The 19351-nt window shown below is 54.9% G+C and carries 20 protein-coding genes and 1 pseudogene; 14 read left to right on the top strand and 7 right to left on the bottom strand.

Going from position 1 to position 19351, the window contains the following annotated elements:
• The first annotated feature begins 101 nt into the window (after nucleotides 1–101).
• From ACYQ04_RS11750 to ACYQ04_RS11740, 3 genes and pseudogenes are all read left to right on the top strand, one after another.
• Nucleotides 102–482, top strand: a complete 381-nt coding sequence (locus ACYQ04_RS11750; RefSeq protein ID WP_460129756.1) for a hypothetical protein — start codon at nucleotides 102–104, stop codon at nucleotides 480–482.
• Between the two features lie 112 nt (nucleotides 483–594).
• Nucleotides 595–903, top strand: a complete 309-nt coding sequence (locus tag ACYQ04_RS11745; RefSeq protein ID WP_460129753.1) for a nucleotidyltransferase family protein — start codon at nucleotides 595–597, stop codon at nucleotides 901–903.
• Between the two features lie 56 nt (nucleotides 904–959).
• Nucleotides 960–1145 (top strand): annotated as a pseudogene (locus ACYQ04_RS11740) (HepT-like ribonuclease domain-containing protein); the annotation flags it as partial.
• Between the two features lie 80 nt (nucleotides 1146–1225).
• On the opposite strand, the gene ACYQ04_RS11735 reads toward ACYQ04_RS11740, so the two are convergent.
• The 3 genes from ACYQ04_RS11735 to ACYQ04_RS11725 form a co-directional block, all read right to left on the bottom strand.
• Nucleotides 1226–2536, bottom strand: a complete 1311-nt coding sequence (locus ACYQ04_RS11735; RefSeq protein WP_460129750.1) for an ATP-binding protein — start codon at nucleotides 2534–2536, stop codon at nucleotides 1226–1228.
• A 97-nt stretch (nucleotides 2537–2633) separates the two neighbouring features.
• Nucleotides 2634–4151 (bottom strand): replication factor C large subunit, encoded by a 1518-nt coding sequence (locus tag ACYQ04_RS11730; RefSeq protein WP_460129749.1) that lies wholly within the window; start codon nucleotides 4149–4151, stop codon nucleotides 2634–2636.
• Entirely contained in the window at nucleotides 4151–6751 is a 2601-nt protein-coding gene (locus ACYQ04_RS11725; RefSeq protein ID WP_460130230.1) for a replication factor C small subunit, read from the bottom strand. The genes ACYQ04_RS11730 and ACYQ04_RS11725 overlap by 1 nt, the downstream gene beginning before the upstream one ends.
• A gap of 48 nt (nucleotides 6752–6799) precedes the next feature.
• Between ACYQ04_RS11725 and ACYQ04_RS11720 the strand changes: the two genes are divergently transcribed.
• The 3 genes from ACYQ04_RS11720 (at nucleotide 6800) to ACYQ04_RS11710 (ending at nucleotide 9050) form a co-directional block, all read left to right on the top strand.
• Nucleotides 6800–7258 (top strand): metal-dependent hydrolase, encoded by a 459-nt coding sequence (locus ACYQ04_RS11720; protein WP_460129747.1) that lies wholly within the window; start codon nucleotides 6800–6802, stop codon nucleotides 7256–7258.
• Between the two features lie 55 nt (nucleotides 7259–7313).
• The gene (locus ACYQ04_RS11715; protein ID WP_460130229.1) at nucleotides 7314–8501 is read left to right on the top strand and encodes a glycine C-acetyltransferase; all 1188 of its coding nucleotides are present in this window, start codon (nucleotides 7314–7316) and stop codon (nucleotides 8499–8501) included.
• Nucleotides 8502–8666: 165 nt separating this feature from the next.
• A complete protein-coding gene (locus tag ACYQ04_RS11710) occupies nucleotides 8667–9050 on the top strand; it encodes a hypothetical protein (RefSeq protein ID WP_460129744.1) in 384 nt (127 codons plus the stop codon).
• Between the two features lie 69 nt (nucleotides 9051–9119).
• Here ACYQ04_RS11710 and endA read toward each other — a convergent pair whose 3' ends face one another.
• Nucleotides 9120–9626 carry a tRNA-intron lyase gene (gene endA / locus ACYQ04_RS11705; RefSeq protein WP_099212332.1) on the bottom strand — a complete coding sequence of 169 codons (507 nt, stop codon included), beginning with the start codon at nucleotides 9624–9626 and terminating at the stop codon, nucleotides 9120–9122.
• Nucleotides 9626–10126 carry a ribosomal protein S18-alanine N-acetyltransferase gene (gene rimI / locus ACYQ04_RS11700; RefSeq protein ID WP_460129743.1) on the bottom strand — a complete coding sequence of 167 codons (501 nt, stop codon included), beginning with the start codon at nucleotides 10124–10126 and terminating at the stop codon, nucleotides 9626–9628. Before rimI ends, endA begins: the two co-directional genes overlap by 1 nt.
• A 156-nt stretch (nucleotides 10127–10282) precedes the next feature.
• Here rimI and ACYQ04_RS11695 point away from each other — a divergent pair, with 156 nt between their 5' ends.
• The 5 genes from ACYQ04_RS11695 to thrC are packed head-to-tail and all read left to right on the top strand — an operon-like array spanning nucleotide 10283 to nucleotide 14988.
• Entirely contained in the window at nucleotides 10283–11368 is a 1086-nt protein-coding gene (locus ACYQ04_RS11695; RefSeq protein ID WP_460129741.1) for a FecCD family ABC transporter permease, read from the top strand.
• Nucleotides 11352–12083, top strand: a complete 732-nt coding sequence (locus ACYQ04_RS11690; RefSeq protein ID WP_460129739.1) for an ABC transporter ATP-binding protein — start codon at nucleotides 11352–11354, stop codon at nucleotides 12081–12083. The genes ACYQ04_RS11695 and ACYQ04_RS11690 overlap by 17 nt, the downstream gene beginning before the upstream one ends.
• Before the next feature lie 42 nt (nucleotides 12084–12125).
• Nucleotides 12126–12719 (top strand): archaeal proteasome endopeptidase complex subunit beta, encoded by a 594-nt coding sequence (psmB, locus tag ACYQ04_RS11685; RefSeq protein WP_460129737.1) that lies wholly within the window; start codon nucleotides 12126–12128, stop codon nucleotides 12717–12719.
• A 45-nt stretch (nucleotides 12720–12764) separates the two neighbouring features.
• Complete coding sequence (locus ACYQ04_RS11680) at nucleotides 12765–13865, top strand: eCIS core domain-containing protein (protein WP_460129736.1); 1101 nt, start codon at nucleotides 12765–12767, stop codon at nucleotides 13863–13865.
• Entirely contained in the window at nucleotides 13855–14988 is a 1134-nt protein-coding gene (gene thrC / locus ACYQ04_RS11675) for a threonine synthase (protein ID WP_460129734.1), read from the top strand. The genes ACYQ04_RS11680 and thrC overlap by 11 nt, the downstream gene beginning before the upstream one ends.
• Before the next feature lies 1 nt (nucleotide 14989).
• Here thrC and ACYQ04_RS11670 read toward each other — a convergent pair whose 3' ends face one another.
• Complete coding sequence (locus ACYQ04_RS11670) at nucleotides 14990–15277, bottom strand: hypothetical protein (RefSeq protein WP_460129732.1); 288 nt, start codon at nucleotides 15275–15277, stop codon at nucleotides 14990–14992.
• 109 nt (nucleotides 15278–15386) lie between these two features.
• Here ACYQ04_RS11670 and ACYQ04_RS11665 point away from each other — a divergent pair, with 109 nt between their 5' ends.
• The 3 genes from ACYQ04_RS11665 to ACYQ04_RS11655 all read left to right on the top strand — a co-directional run bounded on the left by ACYQ04_RS11665 (nucleotide 15387) and on the right by ACYQ04_RS11655 (nucleotide 18803).
• Entirely contained in the window at nucleotides 15387–16178 is a 792-nt protein-coding gene (locus ACYQ04_RS11665) for a DODA-type extradiol aromatic ring-opening family dioxygenase (RefSeq protein ID WP_460130227.1), read from the top strand.
• Between the two features lie 281 nt (nucleotides 16179–16459).
• Nucleotides 16460–17464 carry a hypothetical protein gene (locus ACYQ04_RS11660; protein WP_460129730.1) on the top strand — a complete coding sequence of 335 codons (1005 nt, stop codon included), beginning with the start codon at nucleotides 16460–16462 and terminating at the stop codon, nucleotides 17462–17464.
• A 61-nt stretch (nucleotides 17465–17525) separates the two neighbouring features.
• On the top strand, nucleotides 17526–18803 hold the full coding sequence (locus ACYQ04_RS11655; RefSeq protein WP_460129728.1) for an ATP-binding protein: 1278 nt from the start codon (nucleotides 17526–17528) through the stop codon (nucleotides 18801–18803).
• Here ACYQ04_RS11655 and ACYQ04_RS11650 read toward each other — a convergent pair.
• Nucleotides 18757–19218 (bottom strand): alanyl-tRNA editing protein, encoded by a 462-nt coding sequence (locus ACYQ04_RS11650; protein WP_460129726.1) that lies wholly within the window; start codon nucleotides 19216–19218, stop codon nucleotides 18757–18759. The two genes, ACYQ04_RS11655 and ACYQ04_RS11650, sit on opposite strands and share 47 nt — an antisense overlap.
• Nucleotides 19219–19351: the final 133 nt, after the last annotated feature.

Below are 19351 nucleotides of genomic sequence, written 5' to 3'. Positions count from 1 at the left end.
ATTTTCACACCCGTCTATTTCCCAATAGCAAACCCCAAGAAGGTGTTTCGGGTCTCAAAAAGGATTTATCAAAAATTGCATGCTGCCGAATAAGAAATGACATGACTATCAGCAGCATGAGGTTTTTACATTTTTCTTTTGAAAGCCTCGCCCTTCAGGGCGAGGAGGAGGTCAGATTGTTTAACCATAGATATGTTGAGGGTGATACCGTGAAACCCAAGCCTTGGGACGTTCTCATAGCCGGAACCACGGCCCTTTTTCTCGCTTTGTTCTTTTACTCAAGGGAATACTTCGTGAAACACCATCTAATACCGGTCTCCTTTGCAGTGCTCGGAGCGCTCGGAATGCTCAGAACTCACGATGCCTACAAATCCGGAAACGCCTCGAAACTCCGGCTGTATGGAGCGCTCGTGTTGGCAGTGGTTTTCATAATCATTGGCATCTGGATGGATTTAGTGGATAACAGAGTGTTACCCACATAGAGTCTGGGTATAGGATAAGATGAAACATTCCATATCCTCGAATTCTTCGCCTGCTATACCGTCCACCAGTAAAGGTGAACCCTTATTAACTTCCTCTGCGTTATTCAAAGTGATGAATGGGAGAGACCTGGAGGATATCATAAAAATTCTGCAGTCCCATTCCGGCGAGCTGAAGCGGTTAGGCGTCAAGAGGCTCTGGCTCTTCGGTTCTTACGTAAGGGGCGAGGCGAGAGATGATAGCGACCTCGACGTCCTCGTGGAGTTCGAGGAGAGCAAGAAGACCTTCGACAACTACATGGGGCTGAAGTTCCTTCTCGAGGACCTGCTCGGGGTGGAGGTTGACCTGATAACAGTCGAGGCTCTGAAGCCGGGAGTGAAGAAGTACGTATGGCGCGAGGCGGTGAGCGTTGAGGGATTATAGACTCTACTTGAGGACATTTTAGAAGCCATAGCGAGAATCGAAGAGTACACCGGGGAATGACGCTGGAAGAGTTCAGGATAAACAAAATGGCCGTAGATGCCGTTGTAAGAAACCTAGAGATAATCGGAGAAGCGTGCCGGGCAATCCCTTCCGAAATCCGGGAGGAACACCCTGAGATAGAGTGGCGCAAGATAATCGGACTGAGGAACATACTAATCCACCAGTACTTCGGGATTGACACCGAGCTAATCTGGGACCTTATTCAAAACAAGCTCCCGGAACTTAAAGAGAAGATGGAAAGGCTAGCTGAAAGTCTACAAACTCATAATCCAATCAAAAACCTCCACAGAGGGACGCACTTCACAGTTTTCTCCCCAAACCTCTCCTCGCAGGAACGCCAGCCCGTGACTATTGTGCCCTCCTTCAGGCCGAAGACACCCATAGCCTCTAAGAGGCCTTCAACTTCCCTCTCCCAGCTCTCGTCGATGTCCCAGGTAACTTGAATGGCGCGCGTTACCTTGAGACCCTCCTTAACGATGAAATCAACCTCTCCCTTTCCGCGATAATAATAGACCTCGCGGAAGCGCTGGCGGAGGTGCCTCGCGACGGCGTTTTCGGCGAGCCTTCCAATGTTCTCGGTAAAGCGTATCCCCACGACGTTCGCTATTCCCGTGTCAATCGCGTACATCTTTTTCGGGTAGCGCATCGCGTCCTTAACTTTTGGCGAGAGGATTGGAACGCGGAAGCTCAGGTACGCTTCCTCCATTGCGTCAAGAACACCATCAACGAAGTTCGGGGAGACTTTCCTACCCAGTATTCCGGCCAGCTCGTTCCTAAGCCGTGAGGCACTCACCAGAGAGGAAAACCTGCTCAACGCCAGCTCGGCGACGATTTTAACGGCCCTTGCATCGCGGAAGCCGTGCCTGTAGGCGATGTCCCTCAGGATTATGCCCTCAAAAAGCTCCCTCAGAAGGTCAAGCTTGAGAACCTCATCCTCCGTGAGAACAACCTGAGGAAACCCACCGAATTCGAGGTATTCCCTGAGAAGCGCCTCAACCTTTCTCCGTTTACCCAGTAAGCGTTTGATGTCGGTAGAAAATCCCCTGAACATCAAGAACTCCCCAAAACTGAGCGGGTAAACCTCCACCGGAAGAACCCTGCCCGTCAGGAGCGTTGAGAGCTCGGAGCGAAGGAGTGAGGAGGTAGAGCCCGTAACTACAACCCTCGCCTCACCGAGGTCGAGAACCTTTCTAACCCACTTCTCCCAGCCCGGAACGTTCTGAACCTCGTCGAGAACCACGATGGGATTATTGCCGTCGTAAACGTACGTCCTGTAGGCAGAGAACACCTCCTCAAGGAACTCTGGTGAGAGATAGGGGGAAAAGCGCGGGTCTTCAAGGTTCACGTAGAGCGTCCCCTCGGGCGGAAAACCCCCATCAACGGCTTTCCCTAAAAACAATCCTGCGAGTGTGGTTTTTCCGGAACGGCGTGTTCCTATGAGCGCAACTGCCCCAGCAGATAGTTTTCTCTCAATCCCCAAGAGGTATTCGTCCCTCGGCAGGGCGTTCCATTTTCTACCGCCCCAGAGGTTGTAGGGCGCTAAAACCTCCACTATCTCCTCCCGCGTGAGCACTTCTTCTCACCGGGGGATATAGAACGCTTGAGATTTTATATTTTTCGGAATATAAAAACAGCAAAAATTTGTATCGCAAAGAATACAAAAGCGAAACTCACTTCTTCAGGAAATCAAACAGCGTCGCCTGCTTGCCCTTCTTCTTTTCGGGCTTCTTTTCCTTCTTCCCCACGGGCTCTATCTCCCTCTCTGCCTCCTCAAGCTCCTCCTCTGTGAGCTCCTCACCTTCCTCGGGCTTTTCTTCGGGGGTTCCTTCCCCTTCAGGCTCTTCAGTTTCGTCAAATTCTTCGGTTTCCTCAGCCTCCTCCTTCTCCTTCGCCTTCCTGAGACCCTCGCGGACGCTCGTCTCCAGCCTGCCCCGCTCCTTGAGCTTCTTCTCGATGTTCATGGCCTTGCCCCAGATGGTTTTGGCCTTCTCCGAATCTCCTGCAAGGAATTCAACCTCCTTCTCGCTCAGGTCGAGGAAGACCGTGAAGTGTGCCGCTAAATCCGGGTTGTTCTCGAAGATGACGCGGAGGTAGTGAAGGGTCTCCAGGGCTTCAAGCTTGGCCATGTGCATCTCCTTCATGACCTTCTTGACTATCGAGTCCCTTAGCGTTCTCTCGGTCTTGCTCTCGGTGAGGAGCTTGATGGTCTTCGGCGGGTAAATCCTCACGAAGCCCTTCTTCTTAACACCTGCAACGGCAACTCCAGCGGTCATCATGTCGGTGGCATACTTCCAGAGCGAGTAGTTGCCGGTTCTCTGGGCCCTGGCGAGGTATATGTCGGCCCTGCTGAGGGCCTCGTACGCCCGCGCTATGTCCTCGGGTCTGTAGTAGACGTAGGGCACGTTCTCGTCAATCCAGAGGAGGAGCTCGTTCGGGAACATGTCGACTCCAAGCGTTGCCAGCTTGGCCTTCTTGGCGTTGTCGGTCGCGAACACCTGAGCTAAGGCCTGAAAGACGCTCTTCTCGATGTCGCGGTAAGCAAGAACCTCCCTCGCGTCCTCGACGCCACCAGTAACCACCGTCTGGAGGTCGTTTATCGCCGCGCGGAGGTCGCCGTTCGCGCGCTTGGCTATCTCGTAGAGTATCTCCTTCGGAACGGTCTTTCCTTCACGCTTGAGAATCCTCACGAGGGCCTTTATGATGTCCCTCTGCGTTAACCGCTTGTACTGAACGATGAGGGCCCTGTTGCGAATCTCCTTGGGGACCTCCCAGTAGTGGTTGGCGCTCATGATTATCGGGTTCCTGGCCCTATCGATGAGCTTCGCTATCTCGCGGGCACCGCTCGGCTCTATGTTGTCCGCCTCGTCGAGGAAGATTAGCTTTCGCCTCTTTCCCAAAATGTCCATCGTATAAGCGGCCTGAACGTAGCGCTCTATCTTCTCGTAGGTCCTCTCGTCGCTCGCGTTGAGCTCGATGACCTCGAAGCCGTACTCGTTCGCCAAAGCGTAGACGGTCGTCGTCTTTCCAACACCGGGAGGTCCGGCGAGGATTAATGCCTTCTTCTTCGGCGGATTGCCGTGGAGCCAGGCCTCTATCCAGGCCCTAACCTGCTCTATGGCCTTCTCCTGGTTCACTATCTCACTCAGCTTCCTCGGCCGGTATTTCTCAACCCATGGCTTCATGGCCATCACTTGCCCATAATCGTGAACTGGGCGAGCAACGCCTCGAGCTGTATCATCTCGTTGGCCCCTTCAACGAGGCGGAAGTTGTACTCGCCTATCTTGTCCGCCAAAGCGACCTTCTTGTCCTCGGGAATCGGCAGGTTAAAGACCTCCTTGTGCATCTGAATCAGCACGTCCTCACCGCTGAGGCCCTGCTTGAGGAGAACCTCCCTCAGCTTCTCCCTTGCCTTCAGGAAGTTGCCCTCCAGAGCCAGAGTCATCATCTCACGAACGTCCTCGGGACGAGCCCTGCTGGCAACGAGGAAGACGTTCTCGTCGGTTATCCTCTTGTCGAGAGCCGCTGCCGCCTGGAGGACGTTGATTGCCCTCCTCAAATCGCCTTCCGCAACGTAGAGAATCGCCTGCAGGCCCTCCTCGGTGAGCTCAAGCCCCTCCTGCTGGGCGATGTATTTTATGCGCTTCGCTATGTCCTCGTCGTTGAGGGGCCTGAAGCGGAAGATTGCACACCTCGACTGTATCGGCTCGATTATCTTTGAGGAGTAGTTACAGCTCAGGATAAAGCGAACGTTGTTGGAGAACATCTCCATCGTTCTCCTCAAAGCCTGCTGGGCGTCCTGCGTTAGAGCGTCTGCCTCGTCGAGGAAGATTATCTTGAAGCTCGCCCCTCCTATCGGCTTCGTCCTCGCGAACTCCTTGACCTTCTCCCTAATCACGTTTATTCCGCGCTCGTCGCTCGCGTTGAGCTCTAGGAAGTTGTGGCGCCAGTTTTCGCCGAATAACTCCCTAGCAAGGGCTAGAGCGGCCGTTGTGTTGTGGAGAACCGTCGGAAGGTTGCCGCCTATGAAGTTGTGGTAACCGGGCACATGGAGGTCATAGATTACGAAGTCACCCTTAAGCTTCTCGACCTCAACTATCTCATCCCAGAGGAGCTCGTTCTGGGCGAGGAATATCAGGTAAGCGACACCCCTTTTGAGCTTTTCGTCGTTGAGTATCTCCCTTAAAAGCTTCAGCTCGGCCTTTCTAATCTCTTCAAGGGCCTCTATCTTCTCGGTGTTGCTCTCAAGGACAATCCTCACGCTTGAGTTCCAAGTTCCGACGAGCCTTCCAATCTCGGCATAGCTTGAGTACTTCCTCGCAAAGGTGCGCATGGCTTCTATCGTTTCTTCCAGCTGAATTCCAAGGGCACCGGCAATCTTAAGGTAGTTCCTCAGGCTCGGCTTCCGCTTGCCCTTAATGTATTCAAGAAGTCTGTCAGGCCTTATACCTGTCTTCTCAGCTATCTCCTTTCTTCTCCTCGCGACCTCGTTCCAGTCTATGAGGATGCTCCTCGACAGGGCCTTCTCAAGCTTTTCGAGCTCGTCAAGGCGGTAGTAGATTTCCTTCATCAGCTCCCAGGCTATCCTCTTGGCCTTCTCCGGGCTCCACCGGGCCTTGTCATCGTAGAAGTTCAACTTGAGCCTGTCCCTGACGTAGGAAATCAGCTCCCTGTCGGCGTAGAGCGAGCCGAGGTTGGGGTTCGGCTTCTTCACCAACGCCTCAGCCTTCCTCCTCTTCTCCTCGACCGAGAAGCCGACCTCCCTGAGGAAGCGCGATATGTTCTCGGAGCCCGAGATGACGACGTAGTAGTAGGTGAGTCCTTTGACGGCCTTGCTCCTCACTTTGGCGACCACTCCAAGCCCCGCCAACGCGTAAGAGACCTGCTCTGCCATCTCTCTGCTCGCGGTTGAGAGAACTATCCCGTTCTTCTCAACGCCCGCGTCGCAGTCGAAGTAAGCCCTCAAGAAGGAGCGCAGGCCCTTCCAGCCCTGCCCGGGTATGTAAACCCTATCCGCCTTCCTGCCGGCGAGGCCGAGGCTCTCAACGAGCTCCTTTGCCATCTTTGAGTTCACGTAAACGTCAGGGGCACGGTCCTTGTGGATTCTCTCCTTAATCCTCGCGTCCGGGAAGAGCCTTTCGGTGAGCCCCATGAAGCGCTTTCTGAGCTTCTCGTCCGTGTTGGTGAAGGTTATGGCGTTTGTTTGAGCGTCGGCGTGGCCGTCGCCGATGAAGTAGCCGAGCCACTCGGCCAGGGGGTCCTCATCGAGAATCGCCGGGAGGAAGCGCGGAACTGCTAACCTGTCCCCAGGCCTGAGCTCCTCGGCCTTGACCCACTCTATTCTCCCGTCCTTCCTGTTCACGAGGAGCGGGTGGTATGGGGTTACCTTGAGCTCCCTGCCGAGTCTCGTTCTTATCCTGACGAGCTCATCGGTTCTGTCCTTGTAAACGTACTCAACTGGCAACTCTCTGAGTTTTCCATCCTCATCAACGCCGAGAACAGTTAGACCCTTGACGGGGGTTGGACCAAATCTACCGTTGCTCAGCCTCTCGACGAGTTCACCTATGGTGGTCAGCTCACCGTTGATTACAACCTTAGCATCTCCAGTAAGGCACTTTCCAACGCCGGGAGGTCCAGCGAAGAGCAGGTGGGGCATCGAACCGGTTTTAGCGTAGTGTTTGAGCCTCTTGACTATGTGCTCCTGACCAACGATGTCATCGAGCCTCTGAGGGCGGTACTTTTCAACCCAGGGCTTCTCGAGAACCTTAACCTCTCTAATCTCCTCGGCCATGTATTCCACCTAAACCTTTATGAGAGCCAAGAGTTTAAGGGCTTTGCCATGGACCCGCTTGAGCACGCCTCGATTCCGAGCCTCGTTTATCTCTCCCTCTCAAGCGAGCCGACGATAGCGGGACTCACCGCCCTCGTCCTCGGCGCGGTCTTCCCTGACCTCGATGCCCTCGCCAGGGAGCACCGCTCATACCTCCACTCCCTCCTGCCCTTTCTCCCGGCCCTTCTCCTCGGCTTGAACCTCGGCGGTCCATTCCTCCTCTTCGCCCTCGGCTGGGGAAGCCATCTCTTCCTCGACTTCTTCACCGGCGTCGTGCCCGTTGCTTATCCGCTCTCGCGGAGGGGCTGGGGGTTGTCAATTATCGTCATTGGACAGGGGAATTTTAGAATTAAGGTCGAGCTAATCGAAAGGTATCCGGACAGAAAGCACGATTACAGGCTGGAAATCGGCGGGAGCTTCGCACTCGCCCTTTTGGCAATCCTCACGGCAATAATTAGACTGCACTAACCGGTTCAGTGCAAAACTTTTATACCTCGATGTCCAACTAGGACCGGTGGTTCTCATGGGGAAGCTTGATTGGATTAGGGAAGAGCTCCAAGAGCTCAAGGATAAGGGCCTCTACGTGACCATAAGGAAGCTTGAGAGCGCCCAGGGCCCGTGGGTCGTCGTCGACGGCAAGAAGGTTCTCAACATGTGCTCCAACAACTACCTCGGCCTTGCCGCGCACCCGGAGATTAGATACGCGGCCATAAGGGCCATTCTCGACTACGGTGTCGGTGCCGGCGCGGTCAGGACAATAGCCGGAACCATGGAGCTCCACGTCGAGCTCGAAGAGAAGCTGGCAAAGTTCAAGAAGAGAGAGGCCGCGATACTCTTCCAGAGCGGTTACAACGCGAACCTCGGAGCCCTAAGCGCCCTCCTAACTAAAAAGGATGATGGCGTCTTCATCAGCGAAGAGCTCAACCACGCGAGCATCATAGACGGAATGCGCCTCAGCGGTGCGCCGAAGGTAATCTACAAGCACCTCGACATGGAGGACCTCGAGAGGAAGCTCAAGGAGAACAAGGACAGGAAGAAGAAAATCATCGTCAGCGACGGTGTCTTCTCGATGGACGGTGACCTCGCCCCGCTCCCGGAGATGGCGGAGCTGGCGGAGCAGTACGACGCGATACTCTACATAGACGACGCCCACGGTGAGGGTGTTCTCGGAGACAGCGGGAGAGGTATCGTCGACCACTTCAAGCTCCACGACAAGGTTGACTTCGAGATGGGTACGCTCAGCAAGGCCTTCGGAGTAATTGGCGGCTACGTTGCCGGTCCCGAGGAGGCCATCGAGTACCTCCGCCAGCGCGGAAGGCCGTTCCTCTTCTCGAGCGCGCCCAATCCGCCTGACGTCGCGGCGGCAATAGCGTCCGTCGAGATTCTCCAGAGGAGCGATGAGCTCGTCAGGAAGCTCTGGGACAACACCCACTTCCTCCAGAACGGGTTGAGAGACCTCGGCTACGACCTCGGGAACACCAAGCACCCGATTACGCCGGTCATGCTCTACGACGAGAAGCTCGCCCAGGAGTTCAGCAGGAGGCTCTACGACGAGTACAACATCTTCGCTCAGGCGATAGTTTATCCGACCGTCCCGCTCGGAACGGCCAGAATAAGGCTCGAACCTTCAGCGGCCCACAGCAAGGAGGACCTCCAGTACGTTCTGGACGCCTTCGAGGACCTCGGGAAGAAGACAGGGTTCTTGAAGTGAGGTTTCTCTTTTTCTTCCATTATGCCCTGTGGACAGTGGTTGTTGCCAGGGAATCCCTTCTGCATCCCCGGGAATCCACAAAACCCATTTTTGGCAAATCAGGAGGACGTTATTTGATGGTCTTTAGTGGTAAAACTTATAATTGACCTCGTTAAGAAGAACGTGGTGGTTATGGTGAGAGCAAAACGGGTGTTTTTTGTGGAGGGGTTTTTGTCTGTGCTTCATCCTTGGTTGGCGGTTGTCGTTTTGGTGCTCAACTGGATAATTAAGCCCCAAATGAAGTACTACTCGGAGAGACCTGCGAGCATTCAGTTCCTAGCGGGAATGCCAGTTGGATTCATACTCAGCTATGGAGCATTCAGAGGGGAATACCTCCAGTGGTGGCTAGATTACAGAGGCGACCTCCTCAGGATAGTCGCCGGAAGCAGACCCGCCTGGGTTCTCGCAGTACTGGCAGGACTCGCACTATGGGGACTCACAAAGAAAGGAACTAAAAATGAAACAGGTAGTCCGGCGTTAACACCCAAGCGCCATTCCCTAAACAGGTGACGGGAATGGGGATGACCAGAGTCTGGGTCTTAAAAGGGTCGTGGAAGCACTGAGCAGAAAATAAGGTCCTCAGAACTTCGTCCACTCAACCCTGTAGTATGTAACGTCCGCATCTTCGTCAACTATCGCCATCACCATGTTCTTCCTGACGCCGTGGGCGACCCTGACGCGAGCGGTTATGTCGTTCGGGCTCAGGCGGGAGTTCTCAGGCAGGACCCACACGAGCCACTGGGAGTGCTCGTCCATGCCCCTGCGGTAAACTCGGAAGTGCGAGCCGAACTTGAGGCCGGACTTGACGGTGTAGCCCCTGTCGCGCAGGTCCTTGTAGACGAGGTACTTGGCGTCGAACAGCTCGTCCCTCTTCCTCCCGAGGTTCATGAGTTCCTCGACGGTTAGTTTTCTCTTCCCGTCCCTGACCTCTATCTTGCCCCTCTCGACGAGATATGTAGCTTCAAGTAGCGAGAGGAAGAGCTTGCCCTCCACCAGCTTCCCAAAGTGGCGCTTGTTGTAGAGGCCGTTTATCGCGTTCTGGTCGGTCGAGAAGACCCTGTCCCCGCTCAGGTAAAAGACTATCATCAGCTTCCCCTCCACTCTTCAGCAGGCAGGAGCATGTAGTATGCATCTTCGCCGTCCGAGTAGTAGCCGATAATCCGCTTCACCTTCCGGAAGCCAAAGCGCTCGTAGAGCTTTATGGCCTTTTCGTTGCTCACGCGAACTTCGAGGCCGATGTAGCGGGCCCCCCGCGCGATGAGCCTGTCTATCGCCTCGGCGAGCAGAGCCGAGCCTATGCCGTTTCCACGGTAGCGTTTGTCAACGGCTATGCTCATTATGTGCCCCTCAAGGTCCGGACGGAGGTAGGCCATGACGTAGCCGATTACCCTGCCGTTGTACTCGGCAACGAGAAACGTATCGGGATTGTTTTCAAGGAAGACTAAGAATATTCCCCTCGGGTAGGCCTCGCGGAAGGACTCCCTCTCGATTCTCATCACGTCGCTTATGTCGAAGAGCTTCGCCGGCCGTATCGTGACGAGTGCCAGCGGTATTCTGGCCCTCACTTCCCTCGCTGAGACGCTCATGTTAATAACTCTCCCCCAAGGCTTTTAAGGCTTGAGGGGACTCCCTATGGGGTGGCCACCCCAACGTGATGAGCACTCTCGAACCTGACCCCGGGATGATGACCGGATTCCTGGCTGATGCATCAACTTTAAAAGGCTGGACAAAAACTCCAGCACATGCGAAAATGGCTTCCGGCACTCCTCGCACTTTCCGTGATTTCAATATTCCTCGGCATCTACTTCGGCCCGGTTAGCTTGAGTTTTCACGACGTCGCCGAAAGCGTGGATTACGGGGTAAAAACGACCATCGCGAGCTGGCTCTCGTGGGTTCTCGACAAACTTGCCCTGGTTATCCACTCGAACGTCCTCGCGGAGGAGGCCAAGTACGTAGCGGAGAGGGCCTCCGGCCAACCCCCAGAGTACTTCACCATAGTGTGGCAACTCCGCCTTCCGGAGGTCCTCCTAGCTTACTTCGTTGGCCTCGCGCTGGCGAGTGCGGGAGTCGCGAGCCAGGCCCTCTTTCGAAACCCCCTCGCGGACCCTTACATAATCGGAATAAGCTCCGGTGCTGCGCTCGGGGCGGCGATAGCGACGCTGATTAACCCCCTCTACATGGCTCCGTTCGCGCTCGTCTTTTCGTTTCTCTCGGTCTTCATCGTCTACGCGATAGCGAGAACGAACGGCGCGGTTCCCGTTGACACCCTCCTCCTGGCGGGAATAGCATACGGCTTCCTTGCAAACGCAATAACGTGGTACATCTACGTCACCCACCCGCAGGAAAGCCATCTCGGCTGGATGTGGCTTCTCGGAAGCTTCAACGGGAGTACCTGGCGGGACGTCGCGGTAATGCTCGTCGTCTCGGTTCTCGGTGTCCTGTTCCTCAGCTGGCGCTGGCGCGAGCTCAACCTCATTCTGCTCGGCGAGGAGAGCATAGCCCTCGGCCTCGACCTCCACATGTACAGAAAAATCTTCCTCGGCGTCATAGCGACGCTTACTGCTTTCGCCGTTTACACCGCCGGAATAATCGGCTTCATCGGACTGGTAAGCCCCCACATAATGCGCCTCCTCCTCGGACCGAACCACAGGGAGTTAACGCCAGCAACTGCCCTCTTCGGCGGAGTTCTGCTCGTCGTTGCGGATTTGCTCGCGAGAACCGTGGCGAAGCCCACCGTAATCCCCGTCGGCATAGTAACGGCCCTCATGGGCGCGCCCTTCTTCCTCTACCTCCTGATGAGGCACAAGAGGGGTGAGCTCGTTGCTTGAGGCGAGAATCTCTTTCGCATACGGTGAGAGGAAAGTCCTGAGAGACGTCGAGCTCAAAGCCGAGAGGGGTGAACTGCTCGCGGTAATCGGGCCCAACGGAGCCGGGAAGAGCACGCTCCTCAAGTGCCTCGTCGGAATTTTAAAGCCGATGGGAACGGCAAGGCTCGACGGCGTTGAGCTGACATCGCTCAGGCCGGCTGAAAGGGCGAGGCTGATAACCTACGTCCCCCAGAGTTCCCTTCCCCAGTTCGCCTTCACCGTCGAGGAGTTCGTCGAGATGGGCGCCTACATAACGCGGGGGAGCGTGAGGGATGCCCTTGAGAGGGTCGGCCTCTGGAAGAGGCGGAAAGAAAAGGTAACCAGCCTGAGCGGTGGAGAATTCCAGCTCGTCCTCATCGCGAGGGCTTTAGCACAGGGGAGCAGGGCAATCCTCCTCGACGAGCCCACGAGCCACCTCGACGTGAACCACGCACTCATGGTGATGGAGTTGCTTAACGAGCTTAAAGGGGAGAAGATTATCGTTGCGGTCCTCCACGACCTCAACCTCGCGTTAAGCTACGCCGACAGGGTTCTCGTCCTGAAGGACGGCGAAAAAGTCTGGGAGGGACCGTCGAGGAAGTTGGAGCCAGCGGTGATAGAGACCACCTACGGGATAAGGGCGAAGATAATCGAGGTCGAGGGGAAGCGCCTTCTCGTGCCGGGACTGAAGGGCTAAGGTTTAAAACTTCGGCGCGTTTCTTACTTCAGGTGAGAGAAGGTGGAGAAGAAGACCGGAACAACAACGGTGGGAATAAAGGCCAAGGACGGGGTGGTTCTCGCGGCTGACACTCAGGCCTCGCTCGACCACATGGTTGAAACCCTGAACATCAAGAAGATACTCCCGATAACCGAGGGGATAGCGATAACCACCGCGGGAAGCGTCGGCGACGTCCAGGCTCTGGCGAGAATGCTGGAGGCAGAGGCGCGCTACTACCAGTTCACTTGGGGAAGGCCGATGACGGCCAAGGCGATGGCCCATCTGCTCAGCAACATCCTCAACGAGAACAAGTGGTTCCCCTACATGGTGCAGATTATCATAGGTGGCTACGTCGAGGAGCCCACCTTAGCAAACCTCGACCCGCTCGGAGGCCTCATCTTCGACGACTACACGGCCACTGGCTCCGGCAGTCCCTTCGCGATAGCCGTCCTCGAAGAGGGCTTCCGGAAGGACATGAGCGTCGAAGAAGCAAAGGAGCTCGCGGTTAGGGCCGTCAGAACCGCCGGAAAGCGCGACGTTTACACAGGGGACAGGAAGGTTCAGGTAGTAGTCATCACAAAGGACGGAATGAAGGAGGAGTTCGTCGAGTTTTAGATTTGCACCAAATCCCTTTTTAACTCCCCCATCCAATCTTCTCCGATGGGAATGAAGGAGAAAGCGCTCGCGGTTCTTCTCGTCGCGACGGTCGTTCTGTCGCTCTACTCGGCGGTTGACCTAGCATACTCCACCGACGCGATTCTCGACCAGATTAACGATATCATCGAGCAGGTTCAGGAAATCAGGGGATTGCATTTCAAGGAGAAGCCGAAGGTAATCGTCATCAGCAGAGCGGAGGCCATAAAGCTCTTCGGGCCCGGAAGCCAGAACGAGGAGGAGCTGAAGGTTCAAGAACTCACCTACAAAATGACCCTCCTTCTGCCGGGGAACTACTCGTTCAAACGGGAGGAAAGCCAGCAGGTGGCGGGGTGGATAGCGGCGACGGTTGGAGACACAATCTACGTCATCGAGGAAAACTTCGAGGGGAACCCCGCGGTTGCAAGGAGAACCCTCGCCCACGAGCTCACCCACGTCCTCCAGAAGCAGTGGTTTAACGCGAAGTACGGGGCCAGCACGTTCGACGGAACCCTCGCGGTGAGGGCGCTGGTTGAGGGCGACGCCGACCTCGTGGCCGACCTCTACTGCGAGCGGAACGGGATTCCCATATACAAGATACGCTCCCTCAGCGGGAACCCGCTAACGGACATCGGCATCTTCCCCTACGTCTTCGGCGACAGGTTCGTCCGCTACCTCTACGAGAAAGGTGGCTGGAGGCTTGTAAACGAGGCTTACAGGCACTATCCCGTCTCAACGGCCCAGATAATGCACCCCGAACTCTATCTGGAGAACGTGACGCCCGTGAACGTCTCGCTGAGCGTTCCGGCAAACTGGAGCGTTATGAGGGACGACAGGATGGGTGAGTTCTACGTCTACGTCCTCCTCAGGGACGTTGCCAAGCTCGACAACGGGACCGCGTGGAACGTTTCGAGCGCGTGGCTCGGCGACCATCTAATCCTCGCGACCAATGGAACCGACTACGTCCTCCTCTGGAAGGTTGAGTTCTCCAGCGCAAAATCCGCGAAAACCTTCGCCGAAACCCTCAAGAGCCTCTCCGAAAAGGATACCTATGCGAAGTTCACAATCGCACTCGACGGGAAGACCGTCACCCTAAAAGCCGTGAGGAGGGTTAGAGTTGAAGCTTAGGTGTCCAATCTGCGGTAAGACCTATAAGAAGCCCGTCCAGAGGTGCGAGTGCGGTGGGCCGGTCGAGTTCGAACTCTTTGAGGGAGAACCCTATATCGGAAAGAGCGTCTGGGAGCGGTTCTGGGACTTCTGGCCGGTCGAGCCAGCCCTTGAGTTTTCGCTCGGCGAGGGCGACACCCCGCTGGTGAAGTCGAGGCTCGGCGATGAGTTCGGCGTTAGGCTATACCTCAAGAACGAGACAGTCAACCCGACCTGGAGCTTCAAGGACAGGGGCACCTTCCTCGCGATGAGCTACGCCCTCAAAGCCGGATACAAGACCGTCGGAACCGTCTCGACCGGAAACATGGCGGCGAGCGTTTCGGCTTACGCTTCACGCTTCGGGTTGAAAGCTAAAATTCTCGTCTCCGAGAGCGCAAGCGACGAGAAATTAAAGGCCGTCTCGGTCTACGGCGGAGAAGTGATAAGAGTCCTCGGGGATTACGGGAGGCTCTACTTCGAGAGCCTCAAGCTTGGGGAAAAGCTCGGGGTCTACTTCATGAACTCCGATAACCCCTTCAGAATCGAGGGCTACAAGAGTATCGCGTTTGAGATAGCCGAGGAGCTTACCCCGGACTACGTTCTAATCCCAACCAGCTCGGGTGGTCTTTTCAGGGGGATAGCCAAGGGCTTCCTTGAGCTTTACGAGAGTGGGCTGATTGAAAAACTTCCAAAGCTGATAGCGGTTCAGGCGGAGGGCTGTTCTCCGATATGCCGAGCCTTCCGCGAGGGGAAGGAAAGGGTGGAGCGCTTCGAGAACCCGAGAACGATAGCGAAGGCAATAGCGAACCCCTATCCGCCGAGCGGGAACGCGGTTCTGAAACTCCTGAGGGAGTTCGGCTGGGGTTGCGTTTCAGTTTCGGACGATAAAATCAGAAAAGCCCAGGAAAGGCTCGCTCATGAGGGTCTCTTCGTCCAGCCGGCGAGCGCGACGGGGATAGCGGCCCTAGAAAAGCTAAACCTTCCCGAAGGAGTTAAGGTTGTCTCGATTCTCACGGGTTCCGGGTTGAGGACCCTGAAGGATGCCCCGGCGGGGAAGATAACGGAGTGCCCGCTCGAAAAACTCGAAGAGTTGCCCAAAGGATAACTCAGAGGTACTTCCCGAAGTTTTTATTCCTCTCACTCTGAACGGCGGTGATTGTTGAGTTATCTCCCACTGACCCAGGATCCTCCCCAGAGATGAAACGGTATAGGCGTCGGATTACCATCTCAACCCCGATATACCCCACAATCAACAACCCAACGAGTCTAGTCGCCACGTGGGTAAAGAACAGTGGAATCCCACCTATGAAACCGAACGTAAAGGCTGTCATCAGCCTAAGAAGCACGTTGTAACCGTAACGTTCCATAAAGAGGGTGATATCCATGGACGTCACCTAACTTTTACATTGATGTAAAAGATTATAAACTTTTAGCCAGATAACGACGTTCGTAATGATAAAACGACTTAAAGACAATGAGATGTACATTCAAGAGGTGATTGAGATGCTCGTCGGAATAGGCCTGATGCCCCACGGCAACCCGGTTCTTGAGCCTCCAGACGAGGAAACCGAGAGGCTCGCGGAAGTCCTGAGGAGAATCGGCGAGGAGTTCAGAGATGCGGACTCCTACGTCCTGATAAGCCCGCACAACGTGAGGATGAGCGACCACCTCGGCGTTGTTCTGGCGGAAAACCTCGTTGCATGGCTCGGCTTCGAAGGGAAGGAGCTACCTGGAGAGTGGAAAACAGACAGAGAGCTTGCGGAGAAGATTTATCAAGCCGAGAAAGAGGCGGGAATGCCAGTGGTAGATTTGAACTTTGCCGCGCTCAGTGGGGAATACTCACGCTGGCCCCTGAGCTGGGGCGAGCTGATTCCGCTCCAGTTTCTCGAGAAGAAATCGCTCGTCCTGATGACGCCGTCGAGGGGAGTTGACAGAGAAACGCTCGTCCGCTTTGGCGAAATCCTCGGCGAAGTCCTTGAGCGGGAGGAGAAGAGGGTTGCGCTGATAATCAGCGCCGACCACGGGCACGGACACAGCGAGAAAGGCCCCTACGGGAAGGTGAAGGAGAGCGAGGAGTACGACAGGCTGATAATGAAGCTCATCAACGAAGACCGCCTTGAGGAGCTTCTCAGCATCCCCGAGGACCTCGTTAGGAAGGCCCTCGTGGACAGCTACTGGCAGATGCTGATAATGCTCGGGGCGATGAGGAAAGCCGAGTTCGAGCTAAAGGCGAGCGCTTACGCCTGCCCCACTTACTTCGGCATGGCCGGGGCGCTGTGGGTGCGGAAGTCTTGAACGTTAGTTTCTTCTTTTTCTATTTCACCAAAGAGGACACCCCCAACAATCGGAAGTTGTTCATCTTCGAGGGCGACTTCGCGGTTCACGAGGGCTCATTATGGTTCTCAAACGTTGAGAACAAAATTTTTAAGTCATCCCAAGTAATTCCAACTTGGTGATAGTATAAAGTGACGATGCAACCGCGGAGGCTTGCAAATGAAGACAACCGTACCAATTGTGGCGATGTTTATTGGGATTACGCTCCTTCCTTTAGCCATGGCAGGTGATAGGCTGGAGATATGGGGGCTCGCCTCCAACGGAACGGCCGCGATGGTAACGTACTCTACACTGGAAGCGAGTTTCATACGGTCCTCTACGACGGAAAAACCTTCTACGAGGTGCCCATTCCCTCAGGAAGAGAGGACATGAAGAAAACTCCCTTTTCCCTCCAGCCCAAAGACTGGACCTACTTTGATAGGCTGAACCCCTACGTCATCGGCTACTTCAAAGGCCTATGGATTTTCGGCGGCGTCGAAAGGGTCGCGACCTTGAACGGGAAGACGTTTAGGGTGTATTCAAACCCCGGCTGTTCAACTTGCCAGCCAATCGAGTTCAGAGCGGGACGTGATAGGGCGGCGCTCGTCATGGAGAAGACCACCATGATGACGTTTCAAATCCTAGTCTGGTTCAACGGGACGGACTTCGAGACGACGAACCTGACGGCCGACGAGATACACGTCGCGCCCATCGGGAACGAATGGCTTGTCTACACCAAGACCGGAAACCGAACGTCGCTTTACCTCCAGCAAAACGGCTCAAAGCTCCCAGTAGAGTGCCCAAGCGGGCTTGAGGTCTACTCGATGTCGTCGAACGGCTCGGCGGTTCTAATAGCCACCAACAGGGGTCTGTACGTTTACAGGGGTGGAAGAAACCTATCCAAGATTTCGGAGGCGGGTGCGAGCTTAGCAGTCTGGAACGGGCGCTGGTTCTTGTTCGATGGAAGCAAAGTCCTCGAATACGATGGAAGCCACCTAAGGGAGGTCGCCCAACTCAACATCACACCAACTTATGTGGCCCCATTCAAGGGCTCCGTTCTCGTTGCGGGCAGTGTGGGAACGAGGAAGTGGAAGCTGCTCATGGTCTCAGCGGATGGGAAAGTCGAGGACCTAACGAAGGAAATGACATCTCCTAAGCCATGGACGGATAGAAACGAGGAAGAAGGGCGGAGAATCTGCGGACCGGGACTGCTCGCGCTCCTGACGGTGGTTTTTGGAATGCTTGGGTATCGGTTCACACATCGATGACCCCCCTATTGTGTATTAAAAATACACAACCTTTTTATATTGTTGTGTATTAGTAATACACATGATTTCGCTCACGGAAATCACCGAGGAGTACCTCGGCTCGCTCAGGTTCATTGAGGAGATTCCAAGGGAAGTGCCGTTGCCCACTGGAAAGGATATAAAAGCTGTAATCGGGCCAAGGAGAGTTGGCAAAACGTTTCTCCTACTCAAAAGGGCGCAGAAACTCCGGAAAGAAGGAAACGTCATTTACGCCCCCTTTGACGAGCCGGAGCTTAGGAGGCTCTCCGTGAGGGAATTCGCAGAGGCCGTCAGGGAGGAGTTTCCAGAGGGGAAGGTAACACTATTCCTCGATGAGATACAGGAGTGGGAGGACTGGGACGTCAAACTCCGCTGGCTTCACGACGTTAAGGACTTTGACATATACGTTTCCGGGTCTTCATCAAGCCTCATGTCCTCGGAAATCCCGAGCAGGCTGCGGGGAAGGCACGTTTCAAGGCTCGTTTTGCCTCTCTCCTTCCGAGAGGTAGGCGGTGAGAGCCCAAAGACGTTCCGGAAAAGGGGAAAGATACGAAAGCTGCTAAAGGAGTACCTTCGATGGGGAGGTTTTCCAGAGGTCTGGACGACGAGGTCGAGGGAAAAGATAATCTCAATCCTTGAAACAATGTTCTACCGAGATATGGTCGAGCGCTTTGCCTTCAGGGACGTCAAGGAGTTTCAGGAGGCATTCTACCATATTATCTCCCTTTACGGGAGCTATCTCACATACCGCTCCCTTCAGCGGGCGTTGAAGAGTATGGGGATTGACGCCAACGTCAAGACCGTGATGAGCTACCTCCGGGCCATGGAGGAGGCATTCCTGGTCTTTCAGCTCCCCGTGTTTGCACCCTCGATGAGAAAAATCCTGAGAAGCCCGAGAAAGCTTTATCTGGTTGATATAGCATTCACAAACCTCTTCTTCAAGGGTCTCGACGAGGGCAGGAGAATCGAAAACATCGTTTTCATCGAACTCCTCAGGAGGAAGAGCTATTGGAAGCCTGAGATTGAGCTGTCGTACTACTCCAACGGGGACATTGAAGTGGACTTCGCTGTTAGAGTCGGTGGGCACATCGAAGAGCTTGTTCAGGTGACCTACGAACTAAACGCATCCAATTACGAGAGAGAGGTTAGAAACCTCGTTAAAGCTGGAAAGAGACTAAGGGCTGAAAAGCTAACAGTTGTAACGCTTGAAGATGAGCGTACCATTAGAGAAGGGGGAAGAAAGGTAGAGGTCGTCCCATTGTGGAAGTTCTTGCTCAGAGCACCTCAAACCCAATCTCAAGCAGTTCCTTGCTCCTCCTGAAGCGAACCTTTCTAATTCTTATCTCCCCTATTTCGCCCGTCGTCTTCGTGTGCTTCTTATTGCACGCGTTGACGTTCCAGCCCTCGATGACGACCACTTTAAGAGTTTTAACCTCCTCCGGAACGGGAAACAGGTCGTACATGTCCTCTCCAAAACGCTTCTCCGCTTCCCCGCGCGGAAGCTCGTAAACTCTAACCGGAACGTTCTCCTTAACTTTCTCATTGGCGAGGCGCTCTATTTCCTCTACCTCCTCGGGCGCCGGCTTCCGGTCGAACTTAACGACCAGAACCCCGCGGTTGCCTTTGACGTAGGTCGAGGCCGTCCACTTGGCCTTTTCACCGAGGACCTTCACAACGGCCCCCTTGAGGACATGCAGGGCCGTGTGAGTTCGAACTTCAACGTCCCCACTAACCATGACAATCCCCGAAGCTAACTTCGTCAATCGTTTATTAACCAATCGGGTAATCCCGGAACGGCAGGGGTTCAGCGTTTTTTGAATGTTTTTCAAGAAACACCAGCTAATTTCGAAGGAGTTACGTAAAAGCCTT

The sequence above is a fragment of the Thermococcus prieurii genome (assembly GCF_054657655.1).
This window is presented reverse-complemented; position numbering and strand designations above follow the sequence as displayed.